The organism is Xanthomonas campestris pv. asclepiadis, assembly GCF_020784175.1.
GTDB classification, from domain to species: domain Bacteria; phylum Pseudomonadota; class Gammaproteobacteria; order Xanthomonadales; family Xanthomonadaceae; genus Xanthomonas; species Xanthomonas campestris_D.
Genome location: NZ_JAJGQM010000001.1, coordinates 151,317 through 166,377, shown reverse-complemented (window position 1 = coordinate 166,377; position 15,061 = coordinate 151,317). Strand labels below are relative to the sequence as shown.

General features: G+C 68.1%; 12 protein-coding genes. 8 read left to right on the top strand and 4 right to left on the bottom strand.

Translation table 11 applies throughout. The features are described 5' to 3' along the window. Positions 1-8 precede the first annotated feature (8 nt). Together LL972_RS00670 and mrcB are read right to left on the bottom strand one after the other, a co-directional pair. Complete coding sequence (locus LL972_RS00670; RefSeq protein ID WP_104584642.1) at positions 9-533, bottom strand: hypothetical protein; 525 nt, start codon at positions 531-533, stop codon at positions 9-11. A 13-nt stretch (positions 534-546) separates the two neighbouring features. Further along, positions 547-2,991 (bottom strand): penicillin-binding protein 1B, encoded by a 2,445-nt coding sequence (gene mrcB, locus LL972_RS00665; protein WP_228325974.1) that lies wholly within the window; start codon positions 2,989-2,991, stop codon positions 547-549. 241 nt (positions 2,992-3,232) lie between these two features. Here mrcB and LL972_RS00660 point away from each other — a divergent pair, with 241 nt between their 5' ends. Next, positions 3,233-5,335: a glycosyltransferase gene (locus LL972_RS00660; protein ID WP_228325973.1), complete on the top strand. Its 2,103-nt coding sequence runs from the start codon at positions 3,233-3,235 to the stop codon at positions 5,333-5,335. A 60-nt stretch (positions 5,336-5,395) separates the two neighbouring features. On the opposite strand, the gene LL972_RS00655 is transcribed toward LL972_RS00660, so the two are convergent. Next, positions 5,396-6,910, bottom strand: a complete 1,515-nt coding sequence (locus tag LL972_RS00655) for a hypothetical protein (RefSeq protein WP_228325972.1) — start codon at positions 6,908-6,910, stop codon at positions 5,396-5,398. Positions 6,911-7,094: 184 nt separating this feature from the next. Next, complete coding sequence (locus LL972_RS00650; protein WP_228326018.1) at positions 7,095-9,278, bottom strand: RelA/SpoT family protein; 2,184 nt, start codon at positions 9,276-9,278, stop codon at positions 7,095-7,097. 290 nt (positions 9,279-9,568) lie between these two features. Between LL972_RS00650 and pqqA the strand changes: the two genes are divergently transcribed. From pqqA to LL972_RS00615, 7 genes are all read left to right on the top strand, one after another. Beyond that, the gene (gene pqqA / locus LL972_RS00645; RefSeq protein WP_002812057.1) at positions 9,569-9,649 is read left to right on the top strand and encodes a pyrroloquinoline quinone precursor peptide PqqA; all 81 of its coding nucleotides are present in this window, start codon (positions 9,569-9,571) and stop codon (positions 9,647-9,649) included. Between the two features lie 66 nt (positions 9,650-9,715). Then, complete coding sequence (gene pqqB, locus LL972_RS00640) at positions 9,716-10,615, top strand: pyrroloquinoline quinone biosynthesis protein PqqB (protein WP_228325971.1); 900 nt, start codon at positions 9,716-9,718, stop codon at positions 10,613-10,615. Then, entirely contained in the window at positions 10,612-11,364 is a 753-nt protein-coding gene (gene pqqC, locus LL972_RS00635; protein WP_228325970.1) for a pyrroloquinoline-quinone synthase PqqC, read from the top strand. Before pqqB ends, pqqC begins: the two co-directional genes overlap by 4 nt. Then, positions 11,361-11,639, top strand: coding sequence for a pyrroloquinoline quinone biosynthesis peptide chaperone PqqD (gene pqqD, locus LL972_RS00630; RefSeq protein WP_228325969.1), 279 nt, complete (start codon positions 11,361-11,363; stop codon positions 11,637-11,639). Before pqqC ends, pqqD begins: the two co-directional genes overlap by 4 nt. After that, a complete protein-coding gene (gene pqqE, locus LL972_RS00625; RefSeq protein WP_228325968.1) occupies positions 11,636-12,739 on the top strand; it encodes a pyrroloquinoline quinone biosynthesis protein PqqE in 1,104 nt (367 codons plus the stop codon). The genes pqqD and pqqE overlap by 4 nt, the downstream gene beginning before the upstream one ends. A 165-nt stretch (positions 12,740-12,904) precedes the next feature. After that, complete coding sequence (locus LL972_RS00620) at positions 12,905-13,417, top strand: hypothetical protein (protein WP_228325967.1); 513 nt, start codon at positions 12,905-12,907, stop codon at positions 13,415-13,417. 60 nt (positions 13,418-13,477) lie between these two features. Further along, entirely contained in the window at positions 13,478-14,992 is a 1,515-nt protein-coding gene (locus LL972_RS00615) for a PhoPQ-activated pathogenicity-related family protein (protein ID WP_228325966.1), read from the top strand. The last annotated feature ends 69 nt before the right edge of the window (positions 14,993-15,061 follow it).

The following is a 15,061-nucleotide window of genomic DNA, read 5'->3' as shown; positions in this document are numbered from 1 at the left end:
TGCCGCGCTCAGTAGCGTTTCACGCCCGGCACCGTGCAGCCGGCAATCTGCGACTTGGCCGAGGCGGCGTTTTCCTTCTCGCCACGCGCAAGCCGCGATTGTTCGATGGTGGCCCAATGCCGACGGCACAGCGGCCCGGTCTTGGAACCCAGCTCGATGGCCTGCTTGGCAAACCGCTCGGCGGCGGGCCAATCGGCCTGCAGCACCGCCACTTCGGCACGCTCCTGGAGGATGGCCGGATCGCCGGAGACCAGGCCCACGGCCTGATCCAGCGCCGCCGCCGCGCCAGCCAGATCACCGGACTGGCGCTTGCTCTTGGCGGTCTCGCGCAGATCGTCCACCTGCGGGTCGCGCAATGGCTGCACCGACAGCTCGGTGTCGTCGACGCCGGCCTCGCGTTCGATCAGCAACAGCCGCTGTGTCGGCGTGGTCGGGTCCACCGGGGTCGGCGGTGGCGGGGGTGGCGCGCTGACGCAGGCGGTCAGTGCAGCAGACACGCCAGCAAGGGCAAGCAAACGGTGCAGTCGGTTCATCGGGTCACTCCAGTCAACGTGCAGGTGGAGCCGCGGCGGGTGCCGGCGCGGGGTCTTCCGGCTTCTTTTCCAGGCCGAAGAAGCGACGCCAGCCACCACCGCTGGATTGCTCGGCCGGCGCGGCTGCGTCGCCGGGCACGCCTTCGATCGACGGTGCATTGCCGGCGCAGGGGGCGTAGGCCGGCGTGAAGCCAACCACGAACGGGAACTGGCGCGCACCCGGGCAGCCAGCATCGGTCACGCCGGTACCGGCCGCGTCCACCCACTGCCAGTCCAGGCCCTTGCCGCTGACCTTCAACGGCGCACTCGGCAGCCGGGCGAAGATGCTCGACCACACCCGCATCGCGCCGGTGGCGCCGTACAGGCCGGTCTGCTCGTTCTGGTCATTGCCCATCCAGATCACCGCCAGATGGTCGCCAGTGTAGCCGGCGTACCAGCTGTCGCGGCCGTCGTTGGAGGTACCGGTCTTGCCGGCCGGCGACAGCCGTCCCAGGCCATCGCCCAGCAACTGCCGTGCGGTACCGCCGCTGACCACCTGCTGCAGGGCGATGCTGATCAGGTTGGCCGCCACCGAATCGCCTTCCTGCGCCGGCGCCGGGGTCTTGTCGTAGCGCTTGAGCAGCTTACCCTGCGGATCGAGCACGCCGCGCACCGCATGCAGCGGCTGGATCTCGCCGCCGGCAGCCAGAAACTGATACAGCTGCGCCATGCCGTACGGGCTCTGATCGGTGGCACCGAGGATCAGCGAGGGATTGGTGTCGGCCTTGATGCCGGCCAGGACCTGGATCAGCTGGGCGATGCGCTCCGGGCCGACCTGCATGCCCACGCGCACCGTGGCCTGGTTGTAGGAATGCGCCAGCGCATCGATCAGCCGCACCGTGCCATGACTGCGGTTGTCGGAATTGCCCGGCGACCAGGTCTTGCCGCGGCTGAGCTGCACCGTTACCGGTGCATCGTCGACCCAGCTGGACAGCGCCCAACGGTCCGGCGAGGCCAGCGCCAGCAGGTAGACGAACGGCTTGAGCAGCGAGCCGACCTGCCGCTGCGCTTCGACCGCGCGGTTGAAGCCCGGTTTGGCCACGTCGCGGCTGCCGACCACCGCCAGCACGTCGCCGTTATGCACGTCGGTCAGCACCAGGCCGGCCTGCAGCGGTGGGCGCTTCTTGTTGTCCAGCCGCTTGATGGTGCCGGTCACCGCGCCTTCGGCATACGCCTGCGCGGACGGCGACATGCCGGTCAGCACGCTCATGCCGGCGCCCTGCAGCACGCCTTCCGGGTAGTCGTGCGCCAGCTGGCGCCGCACCAGGTCCACATAGGCCGGGAAGCGGTTGGCCGCGACCAGGCCCGGCTCGGTGGGCACGCCCAGCGGTGCGGCCAGCGCGCGCTTGTATTCGGCCGCGTCGATCAGGTTGTTTTCGTGCAGCTTGCCCAACACGAAATTGCGCCGATCCAGCGCGCGCTCCGGGTTGCGCCGCGGGTCGTAGTAGGACGGCCCCTTGACCAGCCCGATCAGCAAGGCGATCTGCTCGGTGGTCATCGAATTGAGCTCGCGGCCGAACCACAGCTCCGCGCCCGAGGACACGCCATGGATCGCCTGCCCGCCGCGCTGGCCCAGATAGACCTGGTTGAGATAGGCCTCCAGGATGGTGCGCTTGTCGTAACGCGCCTCCATGATCACTGCGTAGAGAATTTCGTTGAACTTGCGGGTGACCGTCTGTTCCTTGCCGATGCCGAGCAGGCCGCTGCGCGCCAGCTGCTGGGTCAAGGTGCTGGCGCCCTGGCGAACCTGGCCGCCGGAGCGCGCCATGATCCAGGCCGCACGCACCATGCCGCTGAGATCGATGCCGTGGTGGCTGTTGAAGTCGCGATCCTCGACCGCCTGCAGGCCGGTGACCAGCAGCTCGGGCACTTCTTCCATGCGCACCAGGCGGCGCTCTTCCTGCTTCTGCCCATACAGCGTGGCGATGCGCGCCGGGTCCAGCCGCGCACTCTTCAGCGCCTTGCGGTCGCCGGCGTCGCGCAGGCTGGCCACGCGCCCACCGGAGAGGCTGACCTCAACCCGCCGCGCAGGCACGCGCCCGTCCACATCGACATAGCCGCGGCTGGCGATGGTGAAGCGGCTGCCGTCCTGCTGGTAGGTGCCGGCCAGCTTGGCTTGCCCGTCGTCGCGGTACGAGGCGGCGTCCAGCTCGGTCTTCAGGGTGGCCGCATCCAGCGCATTGCCCGGCGCCAGCACCAACGGCCGCCCGTACACGCGGGTCGGGATCTGCCAGCGCAGCTCGCCGAAACGCTGGGTGACCTGCTTGTTCAGATACACCGTATAGGGAATCAAAAAACCGAGCGCCAGCGCGAATGCCGCAAAGGCCCAGACAATCAGCCTGCGTTGCCAGCGGGAGCCTTGCTCGGTGGAATCGTCCTCGAAATCGTCGGGAGCGTCGTTGTCGTGGCGTCGGGGCACAGGGATGCGAGAATGTAGAGTCCGGCGAGTCTAGCGCAGCGCTGTCGTGGTTGTGGTCAGCCGGACCCTTTGACTTAAGAGCGGCTAACAAAACCTGCGACGCCTGCCGGCAGGCGGGCACGGACCGCGCTTTGCATCTGCGGGTACCCTTCGTACCCTGCGCTTGCCTTGCGCGGTCCTTGCCCACCGACGACTGCCCGCCGGGTTTTCTTCGCCACGCCACGTCTGGAGTTCCAACGGAATGTCGATGTCCCTGGCCGATGCACGCTATCTGTTCAATCGCGTGCTCGGGCTGATTCACCGCAGCGTGGCGAGCATGCGCACACGCGGCTGGCGCGCTACCTGGCAGCGCATCCGCGTGCATACGCAGGCACCGCCGGTGGCGCTCGGCACGCCGTTGTGGTTGCCGGAGGCGACGCCGTTTGCCGCGTTTGCGGTTCCGCATAGCGACGCCCCGCGCGTGACGCTGGTGATTCCGGTCTACAACCACATCGCCCACACGCTGGCGTGCCTGCGCGCACTGGCGGCGCATCCGCCGTTGCTGGAGGTGGAGATCATCGTCGTGGACGACGGCAGCAGCGATGCCACGCAAGCGCAGCTGCCGCAGGTGCAGGGGCTGCATTACCACCGGCGCGTCAGCAATGGCGGTTTCATCGCCTCCTGCAACGACGGCATCGCACTGGCACGCGGCGACTACGTGGTGCTGCTCAACAACGACACCATCCCGCAGCCCGGCTGGCTGGATCGGCTGATCGACACCTTTGCCCAGAACCCCGCCGCCGGCCTGGTCGGCGCGCAGCTGGTGTATCCGGATGGACGCCTGCAGGAATCCGGCGGCGTGGTGTTCGCCGATGGCAGCGCGTGGAGTTATGGCCGTTTCGAATCGGCCGACGACCCGCGCTACGCCTACGTGCGTGCGATGGACTATTGCTCCGGCGCGGCGATCGCGTTGCCACGCGCGTTGTTGCAGACGCTGGGCGGGCTGGATCGCCGCTACATGCCGGCGTATTACGAGGACACCGACCTGGCGTTTGCGGTGCGTGCAGCCGGCTATCGGGTGCTGGTGCAGCCGGCCAGCGTGGTGGTGCATGACGAGGGCACCAGCAATGGCACCGACACCCGCACCGGGGTGAAGGCGTATCAGGTGCGCAATCAAGGCGTGTTCGCCGATAAGTGGCAGCAGGCACTGGCAACGCGGTTGCCGGTCGGCACGGTTCCCGGACCTGCGCTGCTGCATCGTGGCCAGCGCCAGGTGCTGATCCTGGACGAATGCGTGCCGCAGCCGGATCGCGACTCGGGCTCGTTGCGGCAGTTCAACCTGATCCGCCTGCTATGCGAAGAAGGCGCGCACGTGGTATTCCTGCCGACCCGCCGCGAGCACGCCGGACGGCACACGCAGGCACTGCAGCAACTGGGCGTGGAAGTCTGGTACGCGCCGTTTCTCGAGGGCATCGGCAGCTGGCTGCGCACGCATGGCCCGCGGTTTGCCGTGGTGCTGCTGGTGCGTCACCACGTTGCGCACGCCTGTCTGCCGCTGCTCAGGCAATACGCCCCGCAGGCACGCACGCTGTTCGACACCGTCGATCTGCATTACCTGCGCGAGCGCCGCGGCGCCGAGTTGGCCGGCGAAGCCAACCTGTTGCGCGCGGCAGAACGCACCCGCCTGCGCGAACTGGAGATCATGGCCGCCACCGATGTCACGCTGCTGGTCTCGGCGGCCGAACAGGCGCAACTGCAGGCGGACGCACCGCAGATCCGCACCGCCCTGCTCTCCAATCTGCATGAGGTGGCCGGCAGCGGGCAGCCTTTCGCGCAACGCCGCGATCTGGTGTTCGTCGGCGGCTTCCGGCATCCCCCCAATGTGGATGCGGTGCAGTGGTTCATCAGCGCGATCTTTCCGCAGGTGCGCGCGCAATTGCCGCAGGTGATCTTCCATTGCATCGGCGCGGACATGCCCGAGGCGCTGACACTGCTGGCCGACGAATGCCCCGGCGTGCAATTGCACGGACATGTGCCGGATCTGCTGCCGTTCATGGAGAACGCACGCATCGCGGTGGCGCCGCTGCGCTTCGGCGCCGGCGTCAAAGGCAAGATCAATCTGAGCATGGCGCATGGGCAGCCGGTGGTCGGCACCACCTGCGCGGTGGAAGGCATGCATCTGCGCGATGGCGAAGATGTCTGCGTGGCGGACGACGCCGACGCGTTCGCCGATGCGATCGTGCGCCTGTATCGTGATGCGGCGCTATGGCAGCGCCTGGCCGACAACGGCTTGCACAACGTGGCCCGGCATTTTTCGCTGGATGCGGCGCGTGGCACGGTGCGCGAGCTGTTTATTACGGAGTGAGTGCGCGCCATTCGCTCGGGCATTGCGCTCTAGGCGGCGCTATCGAAAGCCGGCGCTGCGTCAGCGCTGCTCCACCACGGCCTTGACCCGGCGCGTGAACTCGGCCAGTTCCGGCAGCCCCGGATCCAGCTGGTGCGCCTCGTCCTGCGCGCGCCGTGCGAAGGCAGCGTCTTCCTGTCCCAGGCGTTCGCTGCCTACCGCAACCCAGCGCTGCGCAAGCCGGCGGCGCGCGCCGGCCAGCGCATCGTCACTGGGCGTCAGCGCCTGCCAGGCGTCCAGACAGCCGCGCGCGGCACGCAGGCGGTTGTTGCGCAGCTCGTCCTCGAAGCAGCGCTGACTGGCCGGCACCACACGTGCGGCGGCCTGCAGCACGCGCGGATCGCGCGGTGCCAGCGCCTGCGCCGCACGCACCGCGTCGTAGGCACTGGCGCCGGGCGGCGTCATCCACTGCTGTCGCGCTTCGGCATCCGTCACCCGCTGCAGCAGCGCGCGCAGGCGGCGCTCGCGGGTACCGCGCGACAACCCGGTTTCCGGGCTGCGCTGTGCATCGCGTGCACGCGCGATGGCCTGCTCGGCCTGGGCGATCGACGCAGCGCCCGGCAGCAAGGATTTGGCTTCCTGCAGCGACTGCAGCGCGGCGTCGAACCGGAAGTCGGCCGCCTGCCGGCCGGCTTGCGCGGCATATTCGCCGGCCACCTGCTCCAGCCCACGCCGGGCGGCCGCATCCTCCGGCTCGGCTGCCAGCACTGCCGTGAAGTCGCGTGCGGCCGGTGCCAGCCGGCCGCGCCGCAACAGGCCCTGTGCGCGCTGACGGCGTTGTTCCAGCGCACGGTGATAGTGGCCTTCGGTCAGCGGCACATCGGCATGCCCGGCGTCATAGCGCTTGGCGGCAGCCAGCAGCATCGCCGCATCGGCCAGCGCATCGCGCGCCAGTGCGTGGCGGGCCTGCGCCAGCAGATCGGTCAATGCGTCCTCGCGCCCTTCCAGCGCATCGGTACGGTCCGGCGCCAGGGTCAGGATGCGCTGGTACAACGGCAGCGCGCTGTCCGGGTTGCCATCCAGGCGCCCTTGCTGTTGCGCGGACACTGCCTGGGCGAACAAGGCGTCCAGGCCGGCCCGACGCGCCTGCAGCGCACGCAGGCGCAGCGCGACCGGGGCGATCTGTGCCTGCGGCACCTCCAACGCGTTCGCCAGCGTCAACGCACGTTGTGCAGCGGCGGCATCCCCGGCTGCGACCGCCGCACGTGCCTGCACCACGGCGGCGGCACCGGTGCGTGCCAGGCCGGCGCGGGCCTCGCCACGGTCGCTGTCCAGTGCAAGCGCGGCCGCGAACAATTCGCGCGCGCCGTTGCCATCGGCCGCACTGAGGTGGCCGCGTGACAGCGCCGCATCGCCGCGCTGCAGCAGTTGCTGGATGCGCGTGTCCGGCCATAGCAAATCGGCCAGCGGCTTGCGCAGCACGACCGTGGCCAGCAACAGGCAGGCGCACAACACCAGCACCACGCGCCATAGCGCGCGGCTGCGCAATGGCGCCCAGAGGCGGGGCGATCGGGCCCAGCGCGGAAGCGGGAACATGCGGTGGCGTCCGTCCTTGGCGCGACCTGAGGGGGACGCGTTCACCGGGTCATGGTAGCTGTCTGCTGCGAAGACGATGTGGGCTTGGGGGAATCGGGAATCGGGAACCGTCAGGCAAGCACACCTCGCCTGCGGTGGGTGCCGTCTGTTTCAAAGCGATTGGCGCCGGCGAGCCGCGGCGCACTCAACCGAGTCGCCGCACCTCGTTGACGCCGGGCAAGGCATCCAGCTTGCCGAGCAGGCTGGACAGCTGGCCGTAATCGCTGACCTTCAGGCGCAGGCGCAGCTGCGCCCTGCCGGTGTCGCGCACGTTGTCGCTGTTGATTTCCAGCACGTGCGCGTCCTCCTGCGCGATCAGGTTGGTGATGTCCTTGAGCAGCCAGCGGCGGTCGACCGCGCGCACCTGCACATCCACTTCGTAGCCGCTGCCGGCCTGGCCCCACTCCACCGGCAACACGCGCTGCGGATGCGCCGCCGCCAGACGCGACAGTGCAGCGCAATCGGTGCGATGCACGGTGATGCCGCGGCCGCGGGTCAGATAGCCGGCGATCGGCTCGCCCGCCACCGGCTGGCAGCAGCGCGCCAGTTGCACCAGCAGATTGCCCACGCCCTGCACGGTGAACTTGGACTTGCCCAGGCCCTCTCGGCGTGCGGTGGGCCGTGGCGGCGCTGGCACCGCGGGCTGCGAGGCGGCCCGTTCGGCCTCCAGCAGGGCGCGGCTGACCTGGTTGGGCCCGGTATCGCCCAGCGCCACCTGGATGTACAGATCGTCGACATTCTCGGCGTGGAACTTGCGCGTGGCCACGCCCAGGTCGGCGTGCTGCAGGCCCAGCCGCTTGAGCTCGCGATCGAGCAGGTCCTTGCCGGCCTGTACGTTACGCGCGCGGTCGAGCTTGTGGAACCACGCACGCACCTTGTCGCGCGAACGCCCGCTGGCCAGGAACCCGTTGGACGCCAGCAACCAGTCGCGGTGTGGGTCGGCCTCCTTGGCGGTCATGATCTCCACCCGGTCGCCGCTGCGCAGCCGATAGGTCAGCGGCACGATGCGGTCGTTGACGCGCGCGCCGCGGCAGCGATGCCCGACCATGGTGTGCACGTGGTAGGCGAAATCCAGCGGCGTGGCGCCTTGCGGCAGATCGATGACCTCGCCCTTGGGCGTCAGCGCATACACGCGGTCTTCGATCAGCTCGGCATCCAGCGCACCGGCCAGCTCGCCGTGGTCGCCTTCCTGCACCTGCTCCAGCAGCTGGCGCATCCACAGGATCTTGCGGTCAAAGGCCTTCTCGCCGCCCTTGCCGCCTTCCTTGTATTTCCAGTGCGCGGCCACGCCGAGCTCGGCCTGCGCATGCATCTCGTGGGTGCGGATCTGGATTTCGATGGTGCGCCCTTCCGGGCCGACCACCGCGGTATGCAGCGAGCGGTAATCGTTGGCCTTGGGTCGGGCGATGTAATCGTCGAACTCGCTCGGCACCGGTGCCCACAGCGAGTGCACCGCCCCCAGCGCGGCATAGCAGGCGGCCACGTCGTCGACCATCACCCGCACCGCGCGGATGTCGTACAACTGGTCGAAGGACAGGCGCTTTTTCTGCATCTTCCGCCAGATGCTGTAGATGTGCTTCGGCCGTCCGCTCACCTCCGCGCGCAGGCCCTGCTGCGCCAGCGTCGTCGACAGGGTGCGCTTGACTGCATCCAGGTAGCGCTCGCGCGCCACGCGGGTTTCGTCCACCTCGCGGGCGATGCGGCGGTAGGTGTCCGGCTCCAGGTGCCGGAACGCCAGGTCCTCCAGCTCCCACTTCACCTGCCAGATGCCCAGCCGGTTGGCCAGCGGCGCATGGATGTCGCGGGTGAGCTGGGCCAGTGCGCGGCGCTGCTCTTCGCTCAGGCGGTCGGCCACGCGCATGCGCGCCAACTGCCGCGCCAGCAGGATCGGCACCACCCGCAGGTCGTGGATGATGGACAGCAGCAGCCGCCGCAGACCTTCGCTGTTGCGCCCGGCCTCGCGACCGGCGTGCAGGGCCCACACCTGGTCGGCCGCATCCAGCCCGTCCAGCAAGCCTTCGACCGCCACCCGGCGCTCGGCCGGCTGCCATGGCAGGCTGGCGATCGCGCCACGCAAGGCCGGCAGGTCGAACAGCAATGCCGCAATCAAGGTGGCCTCGTCGGCTGCCAGCAACCCCAATGCGTCCAGCGTGTCGGCGAGCAGCGCCCAGGGCACGTTCTCGCTCTGCGCTGGCAGCTGCTGCCAGGCCTGCGCCAAGGCGTCACGCAGGTCTGACGCGATCGATGCGATGGCGGGACGCTGCAGCAAGGTCTGCAGGCGCTCGAATGAGGAACTGGTCGCAGCGGTGGACACGGCAGTGGGCAACAACAAGGGGCTGACAGCTACGGTAACGTGCGCGTCACCTTCTCCACAACGCGCAAGTGGCTCGCGATAGGCGCAATGCCGCACGCTTGCGCTTATGGTCGGTTCACCCGCCAAGGTCTTGATTCGCAACCGCTGCGCGCCCGGATTGGTGCAGCGCCGCAGGTCAATCGGCACGCTCAATCGGCTTTTTACGCGCTTTTTACAACTCGCCCAAACCGCCTGCCTATCCTCCAGTGGCGTTGCCGCTGCGTCCTGCTGCGGCCACGTCATTCCAACCAACTGCGAGGTAGCCGATGAAGACCTGGAAGAAGCCTGTCGTTCGTGAAGTCAACTGTGGCGCCGAGATCAACTGCTACGTCTCCGGCGAATTCTGAGCGCACCTGCCGCCCTTCCTCCCGATGCATGACCGGCAATCGCCGGCAGATAGGTAACAGTTCTCCATGCGCATCATCGTTCTGGGATCGGCGGCCGGCGGTGGGCACCCGCAGTGGAATTGCCACACCCCCGCCAGTCGGCGGGCATGGCAACAAGCGGGCGGTGCCCAACGTCGTACCCAGGCCAGCATCGCCGTCAGCGCCGATGGCCAGCGTTGGGTCCTGATCAACGCCTCACCCGATTTCCGTCAACAAATTCTCGCAACGCCCGCGCTGTGGCCGCAGCAGCGTCTGCGGCATTCGCCAATCGAAGCAGTGCTGCTGACAAGCGGCGAGATCGACCATATCGCCGGGTTGCTGTCGATGCGCGAGAGCCAGGCGTTTTCGCTACATGCCAGCAGCCGCGTGCTGGACCTGCTGGCGCAGAACCCCATTTTCGATGCAGTCAATCCAACGTATGTGCAGCGCCAGCCGTTTGCGCTCGACACGCCGGTGTCGCTGCTGGGTCTGCAACTGACGCCATTCTCGGTGCCCGGCAAGGTGCCGCTGTTCATGGAATCGCGCAGCGGTAGCGACCTGGCCGGCTCCAACGAAGAAACCCTCGGGCTGACCATCGACGATGGCCAGCACCGCGTGCATTACATTCCCGGCTGCGCGGCGATGACCGATGCCTTGCGCGCGCGCCTGCAAGGCGCCGAACTGGTGTTCTTCGACGGCACGCTGTGGCGTGACGACGAGATGGTGCAACTGGGCGTCAGCCAGAAGACCGGCCAGCGCATGGGCCACATGAGCATCGACGGCCCCGACGGCACCATTGCCGCGTTTGCCCCGCTGGAGGTGGCGCGCAAGATCTTCATCCATATCAACACCACCAATCCCGTGCTCGACATCCACTCGCCGGAGTACGCCAGCGCGCGTGCCAGCGGCTGGGACGTCGCCCACGACGGCCTGGAGATCACCCTGTGACCACCCTGCTCACCCCGGACCAGCTGGAAGCGGACCTGCGTGCCATCGGCGCCCGCCTGTATCACGACCAGCATCCTTTCCACGCGCTGCTGCACGAGGGCAAGCTCGATCGCGGCCAGGTCCAGGCCTGGGCGCTGAACCGCTTCGAATACCAGCGCTGCATTCCATTGAAGGACGCCGCGATCCTGGCGCGCATGGACGACCCGGCGTTGCGGCGGATCTGGCGGCAACGCATCCTCGATCACGACGGCAACAGCCCCACCGATGGCGGCATTGCCCGTTGGCTGCACCTGACCGACGCGCTCGGCCTGGACCGCACGCTGGTGGAATCCGGCCGTGCGCTGCTGCCCGGCACCCGGTTCGCGGTGCAGGCCTATCTGCAGTTCGTGCGCGAAAAAAGCCTGCTCGAAGCGATCGCCTCCTCGCTGACCGAGTTGTTCGCCCCCAACATCATCGGCCGGCGCGTGGCCGGCATGCTCAAGCATTACGACTTCGTCTCGCCCGAAGCGCTGGCCTATTTCGAGCATCGCCTGACCGAGGCGCCCCGTGATTCGGATTTTGCGCTGGACTACGTCAAGCAGCACGCCGATACCGTCGAGAAACAGGACCTGGTCAAGGCCGCGCTGCACTTCAAGTGCTCGGTGCTGTGGGCGCAACTGGACGCATTGCACGTGGCCTACGTCGCCCCGGGCATCATGTGGCCGGATGCGTTCGTGCCCGCCCGCGACGCCAGCCGGGCCGCGGCGTGAGCAGCATCACCCGCGACAGCCAGCCGGCCCTGCGCGCAGGCGTGCGCCTGCAGCACGACCGCGCGCGCGACCAATGGGTGCTGCTGGCGCCGGAACGGGTGGTCGAGCTGGACGAGATCGCACTGGTAGTGGCTCAGCGCTACGACGGCGCGCGCTCGCTGGCGCAGATCGCGCTGGAACTGGCGGGCGAATTCGATGCCGACGCGGCCGATATCGAGGTTGATGTGATCGAACTCACCAACACCCTGCATCAGAAGCGTCTGCTGCGGCTATGAACATCGCCCCGCCGCCGCTGTCGGTGCTGCTGGAACTGACCCATCGCTGCCCGTTGGCCTGCCCGTATTGCTCCAACCCGATCGCATTGGCGGCGCTGCGCGAGGAAATGGATACCGCCGGCTGGCGCTCGCTGCTGCAGCAGGCTGCCGACATGGGGGTGCTGCAGGCGCATTTTTCCGGCGGCGAACCGATGCTGCGCAAGGACCTGCCCGAGCTGGTGGCGCATGCACGCGCGCTTGGGCTGTACAGCAACCTGATCACCTCCGGCGTGGCCGGCGGTGAGCCGATGCTGGATCAATTGCAGGCTGCAGGACTGGAACATGTGCAGCTGAGCGTGCAGGACGTCGACCCGGCCGGTGCCGACCGCATCGCCGGCTATCGCAACAGCCTGGCGAAGAAACGCGAGTTCGCCGCCGCGGTACGTGCGCGTGGCCTGCCGCTGACGCTGAATGCGGTCCTGCATCGCCATAACGCCGATCGCGTGCCCGGCATGATCGCGCTGGCGCTGGAATGGCAGGCCGAGCGCATCGAAGTGGCGCATACCCAGTACTACGGCTGGGGCCTGCGCAATCGCGCCGCACTGATGCCCAGCCGCGAGCAGCTGATGGCCACGATTGACGCGGTGGAAACCGCCCGCCGCGAGCTCGGCGATCGCCTGGCGATCGACTTCGTCACCCCCGATTACTACGCCCGCCAGCCCAAGCCGTGCATGGGCGGCTGGGGCCAGCGCTTTGTCAACATCTCCCCGCGCGGCGATGTGCTGCCCTGCCATGCGGCCGAAACCATTGACAGCATGCGCTTCGACAATCTGCGCGAGCGTTCGCTGGCCGACATCTGGAACAACGGCGAGGCCTTCGTGCGCTTCCGCGGCACCGCGTGGATGCCTGAGGTCTGCCAGGGCTGTCCCAAGCGCGAGATCGACTGGGGCGGCTGCCGCTGCCAGGCGCTGGCGCTCAGTGGCGATGCCGCCACGCTGGACCCGGTCTGCGAACGCTCGCCGCGGCATGCCGAGGTGCGCGCCACCGCAGAACGCGAAGCTGCAGCGCCCGCACCGGAGTTTGTCTACCGCCGTCCCGAGCGTGCGAAAGTGCCCGCGTAGACCTTAAGTCGCCGGTGCCGGAGCGCACCACAACCTGGTGGTGTCTCCGAGCTGTGCGAAGCGGCTTGGGGCTGTCCCGCACTCACATCAGCACCTGTGGTCTCAGGCTGCACGATGCGCTCCAGCGTCTACACTAGCGGCCTCTTCGTCTTCCGGATCGCCTCCATGTCGCTCGCGCGCCGCATTCCCCTGCTGGTCTGCCTGACCTTCGCGTTGACCGCTCTCCCGGCCCTGGCGCAGCGCGCGGTGCAGGGCGACCTGCAGTCGCAGATGAGCGCCGAACAGTTCAAGGCCGCCGGCCTGGACAAGCTCGATGCCGGCGAGCTGGCCGCGCTCAACGACTGGCTGCAGGGCAAGGTCGCCAAGGAAGCTGCGGTCGTGGTCGAACAGGCCAAGGAAGCCGGCCGCCAGGAAGTGATCGTCAAGAACCGCGGCTTCTTCGATTTCGGCAGCAAGGAACCGATCGAGAGCAACATTGTCGGTGAGTTCAAGGGCTTTTCGAAGGGGCGCGTGTACACGCTGGCCAATGGCCAGGACTGGGAGCAGACCGACGCTGCGACGTTGTCGGGCGTGCGCAAGGAGACCCCCAAGGTCAAGATCAAGCCGGGCCTGGTCGGCGTGTGGTATCTGCAGATCGAGGGCTACAACACGCCGGCCAAGGTGCGCCGGGTCAAGTAAGCGCGTCCGGGCATTGCCGGCCCGCTACCGCAGACTGAGCAGGCCACCCGGAGAACACGCATGCGTTCGATGACACGTTGCAGCCTGGCGTTGCTGGCGTCGCTGGCCTGGCTCGCAGGCGTTGCGCCTGCAGATGCGGCCACGCCCACCCTGTCAGCGCAACAATGCGCTGATGCGCCCGAAGTCGGCATCGACCAGGCGCTGGTGTGCTATCACGATGCCATCGAGCGCCAACCGCTGGTCTACCGGCGCGTGGGCACCCGCATGGTGGGCGGTGTCGAAAGGCGCGATTACCTGCTGACCTCGCAGCAATGGTCGCCCGAGGCACTGGTGCAACCAGCCAGCTGGCAGCACGATGTGGCGATCTACGTGCCGGCGGATGCGTTGCCGACACGTGCACTTTTGATCTCCACCAATGGCACCCGCCATCCCGTCGATGGCGGCGCGCCACAGCCGTCCAGCGAATTGCCGCCCGAGGCCCTGGCCGCATTGGCGCAACGCAGCCGCACCGTGGTGATCGCGCTCGGCGATCTGCCCAGCCAGGCACTGACCTATCGCAACGATGGCACGCCGCGCCGCGAGGACGACAGCGTCGCCTACAGCTGGTCGCTGTTCCTGGCATCGCCGCAGCAACGCAAGACCCTGCCGCTGCATGTGCCGATGGCGGCGGCGATCGCGCGCACCATGAGCCTGGCCGAACGCGAATTGGCGCCGTTGCAGATTCATCGCTTCATCCTCGCCGGCGCCTCCAAACGTGGCTGGGCCAGCTGGCACGCCACCATCGCCGATGCGCGGGTGGCGGCCGTGGTGCCGTTTGTGATCGACATCCTCAATATGCCGGCCGTGCTCGAGCACATGTCCCGGGCCTATGGCGGCAACTGGCCGATCGCATTCGGCGCCTACGCCAGGCAGGGAATCACCGCGCAGCTGCACACACCGGCATTTGCGCAGCTGGTGCAACTGCAGGACCCGCTGCGTTATCTGCACACGCCGCAGCGCAAACGCCTGGCCGTGCCCAAGTGCATCGTCAATGCCAGCGGCGACGATTTCTTCCTGCCGGACAACACGCAGTTCTTCTACGACGCGCTACCCGGCAGCAAGGCGCTGCGCATGGTGCCCAACAGCGCGCACAACGGCATCCGCGCCTTCATCGTCGACAGCCTGGTGCCCTTCGTGACCCGGCTGCAGCAACAACGCGCGCTGCCAAACGTGCGCGACTCCCTGCACCCAGGCGAACACCCGCAGATCCGCTTCCATTCCTCCGAGCGTCCTGCGCAGTTGCGTCTATGGCAGGCGAGCAACCCGGCGGCGCGCGACTTCCGCTATGCCTGCGGCATTCGTTACAGCGCCACGCCGATCACGTCTGCACGCGGCAACACCGTGTCGGTACCGGTGCAGATTCCCGATGCCGGCTGGAGCGCGTACTTCGTCGAGGCCACCTACGCGGACGGCTTCGTGGCCACCAGCCAGACCTATGTGCTCGGCAAGCAGCAGTACCCGACGCAGGCGCCACCCACGGATGGCGCGGCCTGCAGCACCTTGCCGGGCGCTGCCTCTGCGGCGGCTGCGCGCTGAGTCGGCAACTGCGCGGAGCGCTGACGCAACCGGGCTGGCGGTAGCCACCGCCGAAGCCGATGTCGATGC